This is a genomic window from Micavibrio sp. TMED2 (assembly GCA_002168225.1).
Lineage (GTDB): Bacteria > Pseudomonadota > Alphaproteobacteria > TMED2 > TMED2 > TMED2.
The window spans coordinates 764,243-782,064 of the sequence record NHBH01000009.1 but is presented as its reverse complement, the minus strand read 5'-3'; the positions used below and the strand labels follow the sequence as shown (position 1 = coordinate 782,064).

Genomic DNA, 17,822 nt, shown 5'->3' with positions numbered 1-17,822 from the left:
CTGGACGTCAGATAATGATGGGCGTGCGGGCAGTCACCTCAGGCGTCGAGGTGCCTATTCCTCACCACCATTATCGTCATTATCGTTCTCTGCATCACCGGTCATCATGGCATCGGCGACCAGCCCGGCATTCTCCCGGATCAGGCTCTCGATAGCATTGGCGATATCGGTGTTTTCCTTGAGGAAACGACGGGCATTCTCACGCCCCTGTCCGATCCGCTGGTCCTTGTAGGAGAACCATGACCCGGCCTTCTCAACCACACCGGCCTTGACGCCGAGATCAAGCAGTTCGCCGGTCTTTGAGATACCCTCACCATACATGATGTCGAATTCGACCTGACGGAATGGCGGGGCGAGCTTGTTCTTGACCACCTTCACCCGGGTCTGGTTGCCAACCACCTCGTCACGATCCTTGAGCGCACCAATGCGGCGGATATCCATACGGATGGAGGAATAGAATTTCAGTGCGTTACCGCCGGTGGTGGTCTCCGGGTTACCGAACATCACGCCGATTTTCAGGCGGATCTGGTTGATGAAGATCACCATGCACTTGGAACGGGAGATCGAGCTGGTCAGCTTGCGCATCGCCTGGCTCATCAGACGGGCCTGCAGACCGGGCAGGCTGTCACCCATCTCGCCTTCCAGCTCGGCCCGTGGCACGAGGGCGGCGACACTATCGATGACCAGAATATCGATAGCCCCGGACCGGACCAGCGTATCGGCAATCTCCAGCGCCTGCTCACCGGCATCAGGCTGGGCGATCAGCAGATCATCGACGTTACAGCCGAGTTTCTTGGCATAGATGGGGTCGAGCGCGTGTTCCGCATCGATAAAGGCCGCCGTACCACCACGTTTCTGGCATTCGGCAACCGCATGCAGCGACAGCGTGGTTTTACCGGAGCTTTCCGGGCCATAAATCTCGATAATCCGCCCCTTGGGCAGGCCACCGATGCCAAGCGCGATATCGAGCCCCAGCGAGCCGGTCGGGATAACTTCGGTTTCAACGGTCTGACGCTGCCCCAGTTTCATCAGCGCACCCTTGCCATGGGCACGTTCGATCTGGGACATGGCCGCTTCAAGGGCCTTCTGCTTATCCATGTTGTCCTCAACAACTCTAAGAGCTGAGCTCATAATCACGCCTCCTCTTCTGGCACAGGGTTCCGGCCGCTGCAACAAGGGTTGTTACATTTGACCGCTGAAAAGCAATGCCAGTTGTACGCTATTTGTTCTTCATGTCAACAAATGAGAACAAAAAGCGAAAAATAATTCCGAAGGCGTTCGCGTAAAAATATCACATCACATGGCAATAGGTTGTTTTGCCAATGACTTACGGTTCAGCTTGAAGACATAGGAGATGATTTCGGCCACAGCCTGATAATGTTCCGGCTGGATGATATCATCGATGTCATAGGCGGCGTGCAAGGTCCGGGCGAGTGGTGGGTTCTCCACCACCGGCACGTCATGTTCAAAAGCGAGATCACGGATTCGCAAGGCGATCAGGTCCTGTCCCTTGGCGACAACCTGCGGCGCATCCATGTCCTCGCCGTTATATTGCAGGGCAACCGCGAAGTGGGTCGGGTTGGTGATCACCACATCAGCCTTGGGGACGCTGTTCATCATCCGGTTGCGCGCCCGCTCCATCCGCAATCGGCGCAGGCGCTGCTTTACATGCGGATCACCCTCCGCCTGCTTCATCTCGTCCTTGACCTCCTGCTTGGTCATGCGCTGCTTTTTCATGTACTCGAAGCGCTGATAGAAGGTGTCGGCGAGCGCAATGATCGCCATGACGAAGACCACGCCGCCAGCCACCTTGAGCGCATAGAAATACATCTGGCTGAGTGCTGCCCCCATCTCCATACCGGAATAGCTGGCAAAGCCCGCCATCACCGGCCAGAGGATGATGCCGGCGACCAGCCCGACAATCGAGATCTTGATAATGCCCTTGATCAGCTCCACCACCTGCCGGAGCGAGAACATCCGGCCGAGGCCCTTGATCACGCTGATCTTGCTCAGCTTCGGTGTGATCGGTTCAACGGTCAGCAGAAGGCCGAACTGGATCGGTCCGGCAATCAGCGCCATGACCACAAACAGCGCCAATGGCAGCGACAGTGCCGTCAATACCGACAGGGTCAGCTGATAAACCAGCGAGCCGATAGAATTGTAATCCACCTGAAACTCGTGGGCATGTTCAAACAGGGCCGCCAGACTGATGTAGATCGAGCCGAGCGTATACGGGGCGAGCACCAACAGAAACAGGGCACCACCAAGCAGCAACAGGAAGTGGTTGACCTCCTGCGAGCGGGCGACCTCGCCCTTCTTCCGGGAGTCCGACAGCTTTTTCTGGGTCGGCTCCTCGGTCTTGCTGGCTTCATCCTGATCTTCGGCCATTGCCTCTTACCGTCTGTTCCTCGTCTTGCCTGCTTCAGGGGCCTGCCAATTACGGCGGATTGAGAAAGATACCGATCTCGCTGTCGGCATATTCGAGCCACCCCATGAGAATAGCACTAATGCCAAGGGTCAGCATGATAATCCCGCCCATCTGCTGGACCGGCAGCGCGACAAAGAAAATCTGCATCTGCGGCATAATCCGGGCAATCACGCCCAGCGCCATAAAGAACAGCAGGCTGACCATGATGAACGGCACGGCAAGCTGGGTACCGATGGTGAAGCTGTCCATGGTCTTGCGGGCGATCAGGTCGGCCATGTCATCGGTCGGGATGAAGACACCCGCCGGAAACACATTATAGGTATCGACCAGCGACATCAGGATAAGATGATGCAGGTTGGTGACGAACAGCAGCACCAGCCCGGCGGTTGCCAGCAACGCCGATGGCAGGGATGATTGGGAATTGAACATCGGGTTGAACAGGAAGGCGTTGGCCAGGCCCATGTTCAGGGACACGATCTGACCGGTAATCTGCAGCACCGACATGATCAGGCGCATGAGGGTCCCATACAGCGCCCCGACAATCATTTCCGCGAATAACAGCAGCATAAGGTCGCTGACCTGCTGCGGTTCGGGTGGCAACTGGTCCTGAACAACCGGCGTGACGATCAGCGACAGAACGAGGGCAAACAGCAACCGTGCCCGTGGCGATACCGTACTGTCACCGAAGCCCGGCAACAGAAACACCGCCGCACCAAGGCGGACAAAGACCAGCATGACGGCAAAAACATTACCGGCGAGGGTTTCGTTCAGAATCTCAAGCATTGGTCTTCCAGCGGATCAGCACGCCCACCCCTTGGCCCTGTTCTGCCCGGTTCAACCGCCAAGACCGATAATCCGGTCGGCGATCGTCTGGGCAAAGGCCTGCAGGACCGACATCATGAATGGCGCCAGAAACAGCATGCTGACGAAGACGGCAAAAATCTTCGGTACGAAGGTCAGGGTAATTTCCTGAATCTGGGTCAGCGCCTGGAACAGAGCGACAATCAGACCGACAACCAGTGATACCAGCATGATCGGGCCGGAAATCTGGATCAGAACCACCATTGATTCCGACAAGACATCAAGAACGTCTGAAGATTCCATGTAGCTGTCCAACCCTGCTCAAAACCGTATCGGCAAGAATTGCCGCAAAAACGATGCCCAAGCTAGACCGGTCCCGCCTGCCTCACAAGTCCGATCCGCATCGGACTTCGGAATAAGACACCGTCATACACCGGATTACATCGGCATACGGAGGATTTCCTGATAGGCGCTGATCATCCGGTCGCGCACGGCAACCACGGATTGCAAGGTCAGTTCGGCATTGTTGATCGCCATGACCACCTCGGTCATATCGGCCTTGCCAAGCACGGCACGGGCGCTGATACGCTCGCCTTCCTGCATGGTGGTGACGGCATCCTTGGCGGCAGTGCCCATCAGCTCCTGAAAGCTCGGCGCCTTGCCGGCACCGGCCTGAACCGTATTGCCGACACCGGATTGCAGATTGTCATCCGCACCAGTGACAAAACGGCGGGACGCCGTGTTATAGGCATTCAGGGCTGATTCAAAACTAATCGCCATTTCAGCAATCCTTACCGCTACCTTGTCAATTCCGGGGCAATCATCATGCCCTTAACAATTAGAACAGTTTACACCAATTTCCAGCCGCGCAGCAGATCAACCGCGCGCAACAGCTTATTTCAACAAATCAACCGTTGAGGACAGCATGCTGCGGCTCATCTCAATCATGCTCAAATTAGCCTCGTAACTGCGCTGGGCCTCACGCATATCGGTCATTTCGATCAGCGGATTGATATTCGGGGTCAGCACATAGCCTTGCGCATTCGCCGCTGGGTGCTGCGGGTTGTATTCACGGCCCAGAGGCGAATAATCCTTGCGGATTCGGTCAATCTCGACCTTGTCAGTACCGCTCGCCCGGTCCAGCTCGTTGCGGAAGGTGATGGTCTTGCGACGATAGGGCAGCTCATCAGGGGTCGAGCCGGTGGTATTCGCATTGGCGATGTTCTCACTGACCACCCGCATCCGGGTGCCCTGAGCTTTCAGACCGCTTACCGCGATGTTCATGGCATTTTGCAGTTCCATATCATGTTCCCCTGCACTCTACTTTCCAACTCAACCGGCAAATCCTGCCGCCACTCCAATCAGACTATGCCTTAACCGGCACCTGTACCGCGCAATGCGTAACGCATCATGGAGATATTCTTTTCATAAACGCGGGTCATCAGGGTGAAATCCATCTGGGTCTGGTTTGCCTTGATAACCTGCTCCTCGATCACCACGCCGTTGCCATCCGGTGAGCTCTCGTAAATCCGACGCTGTTCGGGGCTGGTGAATGGCCGTGGCGAGCCGAGTGTACCGTCCATGTGTTTGACATTGCTGGTTTTCATCATCAGATGATGCCGGTCGATGGTTTCCTCGAACGTGAACGGCTTGAGGTCGCTCGGGATGTATCGGGGCGTATTGGCATTGGCGATATTCTGGGCCAGAACCCGCTGACGCTGGGTCAGATAATTCATCTTCTCACCCAGAGCGTTGAACAATGTTAATGCGCTTGTATCCATAACCAGCAATCCATAATCGGTTTGTCGATATCTGTATCTGCCGGGATATATGCATAAGCCGTGCCAGATTTTGCTTTGGTGATTTGGCGCAATGCTTGCAGAATTGATCGTGAGACAGCCCGAGGGCCAGCAACCGGACGGACAAGCATCAGGCAATGGCATCCAGTGACACCCCCAAACCCGGCCAGAAACCCGGCGCTAAGCCGGGCTCAGGCGACGGCAGACAAACCGGCAGCAACCTGCCGGTGCCGCTGCAGGAGCGCCTTGATGCCATGGATACCGGTGAGGCAGAGGACAAGCCCGATACCGAACCGGCCAAGAGCCGCGCTGACCAGACCGCCATCGCCCTCTCCTATGAAATCGGCGGCGAGCATCTGCCTAAGGTGGTGGCAACCGGGCGCGGCAAGCTGGCAGAGGATATTATCCGCCTTGCCTTCGAGGCCGGGGTAAAGGTCCGTCAGGATGCCGATCTGGCGCAACTGCTGGTTACCCTCGACCTTGATTCCGAAATCCCCACCGAAGCACTCGAAGCGGTCGCGGAAATCCTGTCCTATGTCTATAAGGCGAATGGCAAGATGGCGGAGATGAAGGAAGCCGCGAAGGCCGCTGCCGAGGCCGCCGAAACCGCCGAGGCCGAGGCCGAACGCGCCCTTGCCATGCAGAAAATCGAGAAACCCGTCCCGAGTGAGAAGACAGAAACACCGGAGCCCAATGATAAAATCTGACCGGGCTGCCGCTTTTATGCGGATAACTTGCCTGCTAACACTTGCCCGCTCGCGCAAACCATGCTTCATCACCACTCATGATTGATATGGCTGACTATATCCGCTACGTGGCGGCGCTCGCCTTTGTGGTAGCGCTGATCCTCGGGCTTGCCTACCTGCTGCGCAAACTGGGCACCAGCAGCTTCATGAATGGTGGCAGGGGTCGTGGCGACAAGCGTCTGGGCATCGTCGAGGTACAGCCGATCGACCCGAAACGCAGGCTGGTACTGATTTCCCATGATGACCGGGAGCATCTGGTTCTGCTCGGCCACGAGCGTGATCTGGTGATCGAAGCCGGGCGCCCCAAAACCGGCAGCATCACCAGCCAGCCGGCCACTGACATCACCAGCAATCCCGATGAGCCACACAAGCTGACCGCCCCCCGTTATATCCCCGGCTCCCGCAGCACCGGTAACCCGACCGACAATGGTCACTGAGTTTGAATTCAAGAAATCGCCTCATGTCTGACCAGAAACACTGTTCTTCTTCAACGACCGACCGGGTTGCCAACAAGGCGACGAGCCAGCGTCGGGCCGAGTTGATCGCGGCGCTGCGATCCTTTGCCCTCGCCCTGCTGTTTACCGCTATTGCCGGTGCCGTACTGTCCCTGACCGCCGGTGTCGCCGAGGCGCAGGAACTCAATCTCGATTTCGGTGATGGCGGCGGCAGCAGTACCGCGCGGATCATCCAGATACTGGCGCTGCTGACGGTCATCTCGCTGGCCCCGTCGATACTGGTGATGATGACCTCGTTCACCCGGATCATCGTGGTGCTGTCATTCCTGCGCAATGCCATGGGTACCCAGCAGACGCCGCCGAACAACGTGATGATCAGTCTGGCGCTGTTCCTAACCCTGTTCATCATGACCCCGACCCTTGAGCGGGCCTATAACGAAGGCATCGCACCATTGATCAATCAGGAGATCACCGAGGCGGAAGCGTTTGAGCGCACCATGCTGCCGATGAAGCAGTTCATGATCGTCAATACCCGCGATGAAGACCTCAGCCTGTTCATGGATATCGGCCAGATCGAAACGCCTGAAAATGCCGATGCCACGCCGATCCATGTGGTTATTCCGGCGTTCATGATCTCGGAACTGCGCCGGGCATTCGAGATCGGCTTCCTGCTGTTCCTGCCGTTTCTGGTGATCGATATGGCCGTCGCCTCGATCCTGATGTCGATGGGTATGATGATGCTGCCACCGATCATGGTCTCACTGCCATTCAAGGTGGTGTTCTTCGTGCTGGTCGATGGCTGGTATCTGGTCGCAGGCTCACTGGTCCAGAGCTTCACCCAGCCCTAGAGCCCTCAACAACAACGAAAATCTGGTAGATCAGTTTGGCAGCTGTGCCGTTTGCGGCTCGCCCGTCTCAATCGCGGCATCGTTCTGGATCTGGCGATAGCCCTCAAGGAAACCACCGAACAGATCAACTTCCTGCATCTGCTGCTGCAATGTCTGGAAGTCTGCCAGCAATGAACCGGACAATGGTCGTGTAACCAGACGGAAGCTGTCGGCAACCGGGGTCAGGTTCATCGCCGGGCCATAGGTATCACGCAGACGGTTGAGCGCAGGTTGCTCTCCGGCCAGTGACAGGGCAATCGCCGCGTTCATGACCAGTTGTATCTGCCGCTGCGGCAGGGCAACGCCCTCCGGTGGCGGTGGCTCGAGCAGGTTGGTCAGGGCACGACCGGCCACGTCCCAGCGCCCGAAACGCCAGCCGATATCGGCCCGCAGACGGGTTGCTGCCTCGCTGTCGAGACCACTGATCACAGCCAGTGCCTGATCCGGCTCGCCCATCTGCTGATAGGCCCTACCCTCAAGCAGGGTGCGTTCGCTGGACAGTTCAATCGGCAGCGGCTCATCGACCACGCTCAGCTCCAGCGCCTCCAGCGCCAGTTCCGGCAGATCGTCCAGCAGGCGGACACCGGCAAGGCGCGCACCAAGGCGGGATTTTTCGAGACCAAGCGCCCGGAACTCAACCTGCTGTTGCAGCAATTCGGCGGCCTCACCGAGCAGATCAACACTGATCAGGCGCTCGGCCAGACGCTGAATAACCTTGTCACCGGTATCGCCGAGCGGGTTCAGCTCTCGGAACTCATCGAACAGACCATAGGCCTCGATCGGCGACATCTGATCCGCCTCACCGTCCACATAGAGACGGCGGAAGGCCTGTGCCAGATCGGCGGTCAGGGCCTGTGACTGTGTACTGCCAGGGAAATAGCCCGCCGCACGACGCAGCAGTTCAAAACCGCCAAAGTAATCACCGGTATCGAGATAGAGCACCCCGAGGCGGCGCAGGATCGCCAGTTCAAGCGTATCGCCGCGCCAGGCAAAGCGCAGTTGCTCCAGCGACGGGATCGCCTCTTCCTTGGTGATCGCACCAGCAGCCAGTTCAGATTCAATCAGGCCGAGACGGGCCTTGACCCGATAGAGCTGGTCTTTTCCTTCATCCGCAACCTGCTTCCAAAGGCTCTGGCCATCTTCCAGAAGGCCCTGGCGCAGTGCAATGTCACCACGCAAATAGTTGATGGCAGCCTGATTGACCGAAATCTCAGCACTACGACGGCTCAGTTCGTTCACAATAGCCTCTGCTACATCCACTTCATCAACAACGAGCAGAGCCTCTGCCATCAAACCGGCGATCTCTCGATACAGGCCATTTGGATAAGACAGGATCAGATCACCGGATTGCAGAAATTGTTGCCCGGCCTGTGCCCATCGTCCGAGACGGGTCAGAGCCACACCACGCCAGAGCGCTGCTTCAGGATGAATATTCAGCGCTTCGATTTCCAGATCGGCAAGCGCTTCGGCACCATCACCGCGCAAGGCCATGGCTGCACCACGCAAGGCACGCACCTCGGGCTGCTCTCCAAGTTCCGGCATTATCTCGACCGCAAGTCGGATCAACCCTGTCGCCTCGGCACCGAAACCATGGGCAAAATACAGTCTGGCCAAATCGAGGTAATAAGGCGCGCGTTCGCTGAGCGGAATCTCGGAGATATCCTGCTGCAATTGTATTCGGTTGCCCTCGAAGGCAGCCATTGGTCCGCGTTGCCATTCTTCAAGATCAAACAGCTTGAGACCATCAACTGTCGGTGCGCCCTGTGTTGCCGCACCGAGCAAGTCACTGCGTGACGCAGACAGCAACAGGCCTTCAGGTGCCTGAACCTTTACCGTTTCCGTGCCGGCGGTAACTTCCAGATCATCAATCAGCGGACGGATCACCGCGCCCTGCACCGCTGGGATAAACTCCAGCTCCGGCAAGCGGCGCGCTTCACGCACAGCCACGCCGGCCTTGTTGGCCGGGACCAGGAACAACCGGTCGCCTATCAGTGGATCTTCCAGTTCCATGACCACGCCGGATACATCCATGCCGATGCTGAGACGTTTGCCCGCCGATACCTCGCTGCCCTCGATCTCAATCCGGGCGGTTGGCGTTGGTGTTACGATCGGAGATAGATTGACCTCCCAAACCCGACCATCCAGTTCTGCACGGGGGTAAAGGCCGGGAGGCAGCGGGAAGCGGTAGGCCATGCCATTTTCCAGACGGAAGACATCGGCACGGCGCACCTGACTGGCGGCAGGTCCCTCGATCAGGGGCGTCACGTCAAGGTCTGGCAGGCTGAAGGCAATCCAGAGCGCATCTGCACGGGCAAAGATCGCCGCCGCGGTCGGCACATTGGGATCAATACGAATACTGGTTGTCTGGGCCGCGATCTGATTCTCATCGCTAGCCTCGCCCTCGACAACCGTCAGATCAACGGATTCCTGATCCGGCGCCCGTGGCAGCACGAGTTCCTGTGCCTCGGGCGTTTCCGCCGGTTCTGCTGGTTCATTATTGACCAGCGGCGTTCCTGCCTGCTGAGTGATCGGCGCCGATGGTGTTGCCACCGCCGTTTGCGCGGACGTCCCTGCAGTTACAGCCGGACGCTGATCCGGCACCGGTGCTGTGGGGCTTGGTGCTGCGGCAGGTGCCGGTACCTGTACCGATTGCCGGACCACCGGTTGTGTGTTCGACGGCTGGCCAACGATATCGACCACCACCTTGGTATCGAGCCGGAAGTCGCGGATTTCGGCATCTGCCGGGATGCTCATGCTGAGCGCCATGGCATTTGCCGTGCCCGTGGACACAACCGATGTCGCCAGTTGCAACTCCATGAAGGCAACGGCGCGTAAATCCGGCTCGCCCGGCTGGTCAAACCGGACCGTCAGGCGATCGCCCTGCCGATCCAGCTGATAATCAACCGTCTCCGGCCAATCAAAGACCAGACGCTCGAACCCGGGATGTTTGCCGGCCCGAACAACAATCGCACCCTCTACCGGGGCTGCGGGTGCCGTTGCCTGTGGTCGGGTAGCTGGCGGTGTCGCCTGTGCGGTAACAGCGAGAGCACCGTCATTGTTGATCTGCTCAATCGCCTCGGCATCGGTAAGCGGGCGGACATTGCTGTCAACGCCCTGAACATTGCCTGTTTCGGCAGACGCAGCTGCCGGAGCCGGAGAGGATTGGGCGGAAGGAGATTGCAGGAGGTCAATCGGCCTCTGATCCTGCGCCCGTGCAGTCATCGGCACCGAGGCGAGTGCAACCGACAGAACCGACAAGGCAACGCCATTCAAGAGCCAATGGCGCAATGGTGCTGCCTGCTGATTTGCCCTGTTCTGCGTTTCGGGGTTCTTCACGTCAACAATCCTGCCCATCGGTAGCCGGGCTATGGCCTTTCCTGCGTCACTGATCCTAGTCCAAGACAATGAAGTCTAGAGACCATATGGTACGTTGCGTGGCAAGGAATGGCTATTGTGTTGCTTCAGGGTCGATCAGAATATCAACACGGCGGGCGAGCTTGTAACGCTCGGCTTCCGGGATCGAGGTCGCCAGATCACCATAGCGTCCGTCGCCCATACCCGCGATTACCATGTCTTCCCGATAACCGCTGGAGCGCAGATAGCGCCCGACAGTCACGGCACGGGCCAGTGACAATTCCCAGTTCGACGGATAGGTGCCATTGCGCAGCGGGGTCGGATCGGCATGGCCAAACAGCCGAACCTGGTTTTCGATTCCCCCGAGCAACTGGGCAATCGGCTGCACCGCATCCCGACCATCCGCACTCAATTCAGCGCTGGCTGCCTCAAACAACGCATCGCCAGGCAGGGAAATAATCAGCCCTTCAGCAGTACGATTGATAAGCACCTTCGGCGCATCATCAACCTCGCTCAGCTTCTCATGCAGCAGCGAGGCGAGATAATCGAGGCTGGCGGCCTGCGGAATATCAACAACCGTGACATTGCGCTCGGCATCGGGTCGGACCGGCGTGTCGGGATCCTCGATGATCGGCTGGTCCGACAGGGTCAGCGCCGAGGTCACCTCTTTCCAGGTATCCTCATCCGGCACTGACATGGCAAACAGCATGACGAAGAAGGTCAGCATCAGACAGACCAGATCGGTGAAGGTCACCATCCAGGCGGGCGCATCACCTTCCTGAACGCTGGTCAGCTGGGCTGCGGTATTCATCCCCTCACTGCGCATCACTGCCCTCCCCTGCCGGATCGGGATTTACCAGACCGGTAAACAGGACATCGGAACCGATATCGCGCACCTCGAAATAGAAATGCACCTCATTGCGCAACCGCTGACGCACACCGATGGAGATTGCATAGCCCGGCGCACCATAGGCAGTCAGGGCACGGGCAAAACGTCCACCCCGCCGTACGGCCAGATCACGATCAGAGGCGGAAAGACCAAGCGGGATAATCATGTCCAGATGATAGCGAGCACCATCAATCTGCTTCTTAAGGGTTTCAGACAGGCGGCCCATCAATCCGGCGGTCTCAACCCGCAACTCCATGCTGTCCGGCTCAAACACCGCATCGAGTGGCACGGCGACGATCATCTGATCGCCTTCGGTGACAACCCGCACCTTGGCGAACTGCAATTCATCGCGAAACAGTTTGTCGACCACTTCAAAGAAGGTCTGTTGCTGACTTAGATTACCGTCGCGAGATGTTACTGCCTGATTGCTCAAAAGCATTTCCGGCTGAACTTCAAAGACCTCATCGAGGCTGAACAGGACCTGATCAATCTTCTCGGTTTCGAATTTCGAAATCGCCACCAGCAGAATAAAGAATGCCAGCAAGAGCAGGAACAGCGCCAGTGCCAGTACCGTGGAGGAGCCGGTGCCCCCGCCGCTCGATGCTTCCTCTGGTGCTGAAATGGCCATGAGCCCGACCTTTAATTGTCAAGATCGGCCAAAAGCTTATCAATCTGATCCTGATCGATAGCAGCGCCCGGCAAGGCTGGACCGTTGAGCAGTTTCAGACGCTCGTCATCTTCCAGACTGACGTCCTCAACCTCTTTCTCGGTGGTGGTGGTCGGCATCGGTGCATTGCCGAACACATCCAGCAATTCATCAATGCGGTTTTCCAGATGCTTCAGCGTGCGTACCACCTTGGCGATGCGCTGGCCTGTAATGTCCTGGAAATTACAGCTCTCATAGATTTTGGTGACCCCGTCCACCACGCCGTCACGGGCATGACCTTCCGGGATCTCTGTAACCACCCCCTCGATCTGCTCGCAGGCATCAAGAATGGAACTGGTGGCATCTTCGGTCGCAGCAACCACGGCATCGAGTTCATCAGATGCGTTTGAAATATCCGTCATCTGCCGTTCAACCGGCTGAATGGCAGCGATCTCAAGCTTGGCAGCCTTGATATACTGGGCGATGGCGTCGAGTTCGGAATACAGCTTCACATTGGTGGCGCGCAAGTCGCCATCCATGGTGCCGATAACGCTTGAGACGATTGAGGCAACGTCATCACGTGTTAAAGGCGCACCGGATTGCCGATGCGCTTCAATGATCTTCTCCGGCAATGGACGTCCGTCCTTGCCCGTTTTTTCCGGCGATCCGGTATTACCGTCATGCGCTGCCATAGATACCTTCGTACTTTATACCTCTAACACGTCTGCAGTACATACTAGAGGCGACTTGCCGCCAAGCCCAGCAATATCGCGCAAACTGCGCATTCTTTAAGGCAAGGCACCAAATCACGTGTCCCAATAACAATAGTTTGGGACCGATTAAAAACTACCGAAAACAGCGCCGATTTTCTGTTTCAGCGTTTCGGCATTGAAAGGCTTGACGATATAGTTGGTTACGCCTGCAGCTTTTGCGGCGACAACGTTCTCGGTTTTACTTTCAGCCGTAATCATAATGAACGGCGTTTTTGACAGGCGATTGTCGGCGCGCACTTCTTTCAGCAGCTGCAGACCGGTCATTGGCTCCATGTTCCAGTCGGAAATGATCAGCCCATAATCCTTGTCGCGCAACTTGGCCAAAGCCGTTGCGCCGTCGGTTGCCTCGTCAATCTGCTGAAAACCGATCTGTTTCAGCAGGTTGCCAATAATACGCAACATTGTCTTGTAATCGTCGACCACCAGAATTGGCATATTCAAGTCAACGGCCATTGATAAACTCCATCACACAAGAGACCAACAAAACCGGTCCGATACGCCTGCAATCCCCTGTTGAACAGCGATCCCGCGGATCATTCGGATTGCACTGTAGCGTAACGCCTCACAACTACCGATCATGTCGGGCAGAAACCCAGTCGAAAAATTATTACACTGAGAGCCTAACCCGCTAAACCTTAAAGTCGAGTAAAATTCTTGAATATCGAATGATTTCTGACGCTAAAACCGCAGCGGGTGACCTCATTCCAACACAACCGGCTCAGGCAGGTTGCGCTGATCGGCCAGTTGCAGGGTGACTTCCTTGGCACGATCCGGGGTCATTTCGGCCAGAACGGCAGCAGAGCGCGCTTCTTTCATGCGCATGACAACGTCAAGCAGCACATCCATATCGAGCGTGTCGAAAATCCGCGCGGCGTCCTTCGGCTTCATGCTCTCATAGATTTTGACGAGGCTGTTGAGTTGCGCTTCCTGCTGGCTGTCATGCTGTTTCAGCAGCACCTGCAACTGATCACGCAAGCCCGCCAGCTCGGCAAATTTCTGCTCGAACCGGGATTCCGCGGCTTCAAGCAATGCCTCGCGCTGGTCCAACTGCTGCTCCCGGCGCGCCAGATCCTGACGACGCTCGGACAGTTCCTGCAGCAGCCGCAACTCGGCACGGGTCAACTCACGATTTTCGGGATCGAACCAGAGGTCCTCGTCATCCCCCTCGGCAACCGCTTCATCACCGGCGTCCATGGCGGCAACCTGTCCGCCCTCGCCCATGGTTTCCTCATTCCCGTCAATGGCCTCATCGGCGACCTCATCACCATCCGCAGCACGGGCCTGGGACAGGGTCACCTCGGCGTTGAAATCGAACGGGTCATGGGAAATGCTCTCGCCGGTCACGACATTGACAACGCGCAGCCCCATGACAATGAAGCACACGATGATGAGTGCAGGCAGCAATCGAATTGAAGGTATCATGACTGTATCGCCTTCCCCGGGCGGTTGTTCAAAGAGGATGGTTCCATTTTACCGCATGTTCTGCAGCGCGCGCAGCAGTTCCTGTTCGGCCCGGCTGCGGCCTTCCTGACGACCGCCGCCACTCTTGCCGCGTTCGCCCTCATCACCTTCCGCATCGGCTGCGGCCTCGATTGATCCCGGTGCCGGCGACTGTTTGTCCGCTGGCGCATCGGGCTTTGACAGGGCCGGTGCCGGCGGTGTCGTATCGAGTACGCCGGTATTGTCATCATTGGGCACAAAGGCAGGCTGGGTGCCATAACCCGGCACCTTGCGCCCCTGCTCCACAACGCTCTCCAGCCGTTCGGCGAGACCGTTGCCACTCTCGATCATCAGTTTCAGCTCATCGCTGAGCAACTGGGCGCGCTTGGTATCGCCATCCAGCTTCTGCGAGGTATCACCGGCGGATTTCTGGAAATTGCGGATGGCCAGTTCGGCTTTTGCGGAGGCCTCGAAGAATTGACGGATCGTGGCATCCATCTCCTTCCGGCTCTCGTTGAAGACAGAGAGTTTACGCCACAGGCGAACGCACTGGATGATCGCCACCACCAACAGCACGATGATAACAATGTCGAGTACCAGATTGATAATATTGCCCATTAGGCGCCCCTCCTGATGATTTGGTTAAAGTCGCGGCCAATCATCAACACCGCATTGTCACGAAACGAATATCGCCCTGCCCCTCTCACAGCAGCAAATCCGGGCGTTATTCATCATCCTTGTCGTCATCAACATCATGCTCGATCTTGACGGCGATCTTGCCATTCTTCTGGCCCATACGGGCAAGGAACATGGTCCGGTCACCGCAGCGCAGATCAATCAGATGCTCCGGCCCATTGGGGAGCAGTATCTGCGTACCCGGCGTCCAGTTGATCAGATCGCTCAGGCGCACGGTCATTTCGCCGAGCACGGCACTGAGTTCAATATCGGTACGGTAAAGCTGTCCGGCAAGGTGTTCCTCCCAGATGGAGTCACGACCGAACTTCTCACCCATGAACATCTGCAGCAGCAATTCGCGGATCGGCTCCAGCGTCGCATAGGGCAGCATCAACTCCATCCGGCCACCGCGGTCTTCCATATCAATACGGAACTTGGCAATCACACCGGCGTTTGCAGGTCGGGCAATCGCGGCAAAGCGCGGGTTGGTTTCCAGACGGTCGAAACGGAATGTCACCGGCGACAGCGGATCGAAAGCAGCGGAAATATCCGCCAGCACCACATGCACCATACGCTCGACCAGATTGCGTTCGATGGTCGTATAGGGCCGCCCCTCAATACGCATCGCCGCGGTACCACGACGACCGCCGAGCAGAACATCAACGATCGAATAGATCAGAGCGCTATCGATCACCAGCAGGCCGTAATTGTCCCATTCCTCGGCCTGAAACACCGCCAACATGGCCGGCAGCGGGATCGAGTTCAGGTAATCGCCAAACCGGACCGAGGTAATCTGGTCAAAACTGACCTCGACGTTATCCGAGGTGAAGTTACGCAGGCTGGTCGAGAGCAACCGGACGACCCGGTCGAACACGACCTCGAGCATCGGCAGACGCTCGTAGTTGACGAGGGCCGAGTTGACCAGCGCCTTGACCCCGGAGGTTTCGGAATCATCGTCGCCGTCCTGATCGAACCCGAGAAGACTGTCGATCTCGTCCTGATTGAGGACCCGCGTGGGGGCTTCGCCGTCACCGAATTCGTCATCATCCTCGGCAAGAGCAGCCCATTCGGCGGCAAGGCGTTCCTCCTCGCTCATTCCATCGACATCACTCATATCAACCTCGCCCTACTTAAAGTCGTTACCGGCCTGTGCCGGTGCCCATCGCTCAATTTCGTTGCCACATGCACAAACCGTACCGTTTTTATCAAACCCCGGCTTTTACAGCGCTGCCAGCCCCTCTCGCCAACAGCCTGCAACTGATCTCACCACTATTGCCGGTTACTGGATCAGCATCTCGCGGAACAACACGTTACGAACCTTGGCCGGATAGATCGCCTGACTGACCCGGGCCAGCAATTCCTGCCGCAGCCGGTAAATACCTGCCGAGCCCTGCAGATCCTCGACCCGCAATTCACGCAGATAGGTCTGGAACTGGTCATTCACTCTGGGCAGCAACTGTTCCAATCGCGCCACATCTGACTGGTTCTCAAGCTCGATGCTGATGCTCATTTTCAAGAATCGGGGCTGGCGGCCAGGGGTATTCAGGTTCACCAGCATGTTGTCGATATCGTAGAAAATACCGGCAAGTTTTTCCCCGCCTTCCTCGCCATGCTCACCATCGGCAGCACCATGACCACCATCCTCGGCCATCTCCTCGGAACCGCCCAGCAGCGGGTCGAGCATACCGGTGAAAAACGCCGCAGCGCCGCCGCCCAGCAGCAGAACCAGAAGGGCCACAACAATCAGCAGAACCCGTTTGCCACCGACTTTGGTCCGCGACAATTCTTCCAGTTCATCACCATCATCAACTGCCAAATCCGACATTGAGAAACTTCCTGTTTAGTGAGCATTTTCAGACCGGGTCGCCCCCGACCGGATATTCATTGAACATCTGTCGCCAGTGTACCCCATCATGCCCCACAACAAAATGCTGAGTGCCCCACTCCCTCGCATGGCCCGGCCTTCCCGGCGTGACAAAAATTGCCTGCTGTACAGCTTCGGCATCTGCAGCGTCCGACAACCATCAATATATTTCCCGGATAACCGGGGCTGACTGGAATTGGCACGCTTTATGCTTCATACCCGGCGAGTGCTGTGGCACGTGCCCCGACCGGAACGGCAGAATGTCGTTTATCGGTCCCGGTATACGTCGCGGCCATGTTCTTGAGGGATGGAAATCAAGCCATGGAAAATACCAGCTATATCGCCTTATCCAGTCAGGTCGCGACCCAGCGCCGGATGGATGTATTGTCGAATAATCTGGCGAATATGAACACGCCGGGCTTCAAGTCGGACCAACCGCTGTTTCTTGAATACATCGAGAAGCTGGAGGGACAGGAGTTCCGCGACAGAAACCAGCGGCGCATGTCTATGGTCTCTGACTACGGCACCTTTACCGATTTCCGGCAGGGTGCCTTTGAGCCGACCGGTGGCCCGCTTGATCTGGCACTGAACGGTCCCGGCTTCTTCGCCATTGATGTCGGTGGCGGCGCTCGCGCCTATACCCGCGATGGCAGCTTCCAGCTCGATCGTGACCGCCGGGTGGTGACCAGTGGCGGTATGACAGTGCTCGACGAGAACGACAACGAGATCATTATTCCCGACGGTGACAGCCATATCCGGGTTGCCGATGACGGTACCATTTCATCGGAGACCGGCATTCTCGGCCGCATCAAGGTTGTGCAGTTCGATCGCGAACAGTTCATGACCCCGATGGGCGGCACCCTGCGCATGACCGACGAGCCACCACTCGAAAATGTGGATACCCAGATCAAGCAGGGGATGCTCGAGAGCTCCAATGTGAATGCCATCGAAGGCATGACCGATCTGATCGAAATCAGCCGCGCCTATAACCAGGCACAAAATCTGGCAACGCAGGAGCATGACCGCATCGGTCGTGCGATCCGCAAGCTGAGCGGCACGACCTAA

At 57.3% G+C, this 17,822-nt stretch carries 20 protein-coding genes; 4 read left to right on the top strand and 16 right to left on the bottom strand.

The genetic code is table 11. The features are described 5' to 3' along the window. Positions 1-54: 54 nt before the first annotated feature. The 7 genes from CBB62_15265 to CBB62_15235 form a co-directional block, all read right to left on the bottom strand. The gene (locus tag CBB62_15265; protein ID OUT39714.1) at positions 55-1,131 is read right to left on the bottom strand and encodes a recombinase RecA; all 1,077 of its coding nucleotides are present in this window, start codon (positions 1,129-1,131) and stop codon (positions 55-57) included. Positions 1,132-1,296: 165 nt separating this feature from the next. Continuing rightward, on the bottom strand, positions 1,297-2,388 hold the full coding sequence (locus CBB62_15260; protein OUT39713.1) for a flagellar biosynthesis protein FlhB: 1,092 nt from the start codon (positions 2,386-2,388) through the stop codon (positions 1,297-1,299). 49 nt (positions 2,389-2,437) lie between these two features. Then, complete coding sequence (locus CBB62_15255) at positions 2,438-3,211, bottom strand: flagellar biosynthetic protein FliR (GenBank protein ID OUT39712.1); 774 nt, start codon at positions 3,209-3,211, stop codon at positions 2,438-2,440. A 51-nt stretch (positions 3,212-3,262) separates the two neighbouring features. Then, the gene (locus CBB62_15250) at positions 3,263-3,532 is read right to left on the bottom strand and encodes a flagellar biosynthetic protein FliQ (protein OUT39711.1); all 270 of its coding nucleotides are present in this window, start codon (positions 3,530-3,532) and stop codon (positions 3,263-3,265) included. A gap of 135 nt (positions 3,533-3,667) precedes the next feature. Next, complete coding sequence (locus CBB62_15245; protein ID OUT39710.1) at positions 3,668-4,009, bottom strand: hypothetical protein; 342 nt, start codon at positions 4,007-4,009, stop codon at positions 3,668-3,670. Between the two features lie 114 nt (positions 4,010-4,123). Continuing rightward, the gene (locus CBB62_15240) at positions 4,124-4,531 is read right to left on the bottom strand and encodes a flagellar basal body rod protein FlgC (protein ID OUT39709.1); all 408 of its coding nucleotides are present in this window, start codon (positions 4,529-4,531) and stop codon (positions 4,124-4,126) included. A 71-nt stretch (positions 4,532-4,602) separates the two neighbouring features. Continuing rightward, positions 4,603-5,010, bottom strand: a complete 408-nt coding sequence (locus CBB62_15235) for a flagellar basal-body rod protein FlgB (protein OUT39708.1) — start codon at positions 5,008-5,010, stop codon at positions 4,603-4,605. A gap of 272 nt (positions 5,011-5,282) precedes the next feature. Here CBB62_15235 and CBB62_15230 point away from each other — a divergent pair, with 272 nt between their 5' ends. From CBB62_15230 to CBB62_15220, 3 genes are all read left to right on the top strand, one after another. Further along, positions 5,283-5,735 carry a hypothetical protein gene (locus CBB62_15230; GenBank protein OUT39848.1) on the top strand — a complete coding sequence of 151 codons (453 nt, stop codon included), beginning with the start codon at positions 5,283-5,285 and terminating at the stop codon, positions 5,733-5,735. 80 nt (positions 5,736-5,815) lie between these two features. Then, positions 5,816-6,211, top strand: coding sequence for a hypothetical protein (locus CBB62_15225; GenBank protein OUT39847.1), 396 nt, complete (start codon positions 5,816-5,818; stop codon positions 6,209-6,211). A gap of 23 nt (positions 6,212-6,234) precedes the next feature. Then, positions 6,235-7,077: a flagellar biosynthetic protein FliP gene (locus tag CBB62_15220; GenBank protein OUT39707.1), complete on the top strand. Its 843-nt coding sequence runs from the start codon at positions 6,235-6,237 to the stop codon at positions 7,075-7,077. Positions 7,078-7,107: 30 nt separating this feature from the next. Here the strand turns inward: CBB62_15220 and CBB62_15215 are convergent, their stop codons facing one another. From CBB62_15215 to CBB62_15175, 9 genes are all read right to left on the bottom strand, one after another. Further along, entirely contained in the window at positions 7,108-10,470 is a 3,363-nt protein-coding gene (locus CBB62_15215; protein ID OUT39706.1) for a hypothetical protein, read from the bottom strand. Positions 10,471-10,564: 94 nt separating this feature from the next. Next, positions 10,565-11,296: a hypothetical protein gene (locus CBB62_15210; protein ID OUT39705.1), complete on the bottom strand. Its 732-nt coding sequence runs from the start codon at positions 11,294-11,296 to the stop codon at positions 10,565-10,567. Beyond that, a complete protein-coding gene (locus CBB62_15205) occupies positions 11,286-11,987 on the bottom strand; it encodes a hypothetical protein (protein OUT39704.1) in 702 nt (233 codons plus the stop codon). The genes CBB62_15210 and CBB62_15205 overlap by 11 nt, the downstream gene beginning before the upstream one ends. Before the next feature lie 11 nt (positions 11,988-11,998). Further along, a complete protein-coding gene (locus tag CBB62_15200) occupies positions 11,999-12,697 on the bottom strand; it encodes a hypothetical protein (protein ID OUT39703.1) in 699 nt (232 codons plus the stop codon). 147 nt (positions 12,698-12,844) lie between these two features. After that, positions 12,845-13,231, bottom strand: coding sequence for a two-component system response regulator (locus CBB62_15195; protein ID OUT39702.1), 387 nt, complete (start codon positions 13,229-13,231; stop codon positions 12,845-12,847). Positions 13,232-13,477: 246 nt separating this feature from the next. After that, entirely contained in the window at positions 13,478-14,182 is a 705-nt protein-coding gene (locus CBB62_15190; GenBank protein ID OUT39701.1) for a hypothetical protein, read from the bottom strand. A gap of 66 nt (positions 14,183-14,248) precedes the next feature. Next, the gene (locus tag CBB62_15185; GenBank protein ID OUT39700.1) at positions 14,249-14,836 is read right to left on the bottom strand and encodes a hypothetical protein; all 588 of its coding nucleotides are present in this window, start codon (positions 14,834-14,836) and stop codon (positions 14,249-14,251) included. A gap of 106 nt (positions 14,837-14,942) precedes the next feature. Beyond that, the gene (locus CBB62_15180; GenBank protein OUT39699.1) at positions 14,943-16,007 is read right to left on the bottom strand and encodes a flagellar motor switch protein FliM; all 1,065 of its coding nucleotides are present in this window, start codon (positions 16,005-16,007) and stop codon (positions 14,943-14,945) included. A gap of 165 nt (positions 16,008-16,172) precedes the next feature. Continuing rightward, a complete protein-coding gene (locus tag CBB62_15175; GenBank protein OUT39698.1) occupies positions 16,173-16,718 on the bottom strand; it encodes a flagellar basal body protein FliL in 546 nt (181 codons plus the stop codon). A gap of 360 nt (positions 16,719-17,078) precedes the next feature. Between CBB62_15175 and CBB62_15170 the strand changes: the two genes are divergently transcribed. Continuing rightward, the gene (locus tag CBB62_15170; GenBank protein OUT39697.1) at positions 17,079-17,822 is read left to right on the top strand and encodes a flagellar basal-body rod protein FlgF; all 744 of its coding nucleotides are present in this window, start codon (positions 17,079-17,081) and stop codon (positions 17,820-17,822) included.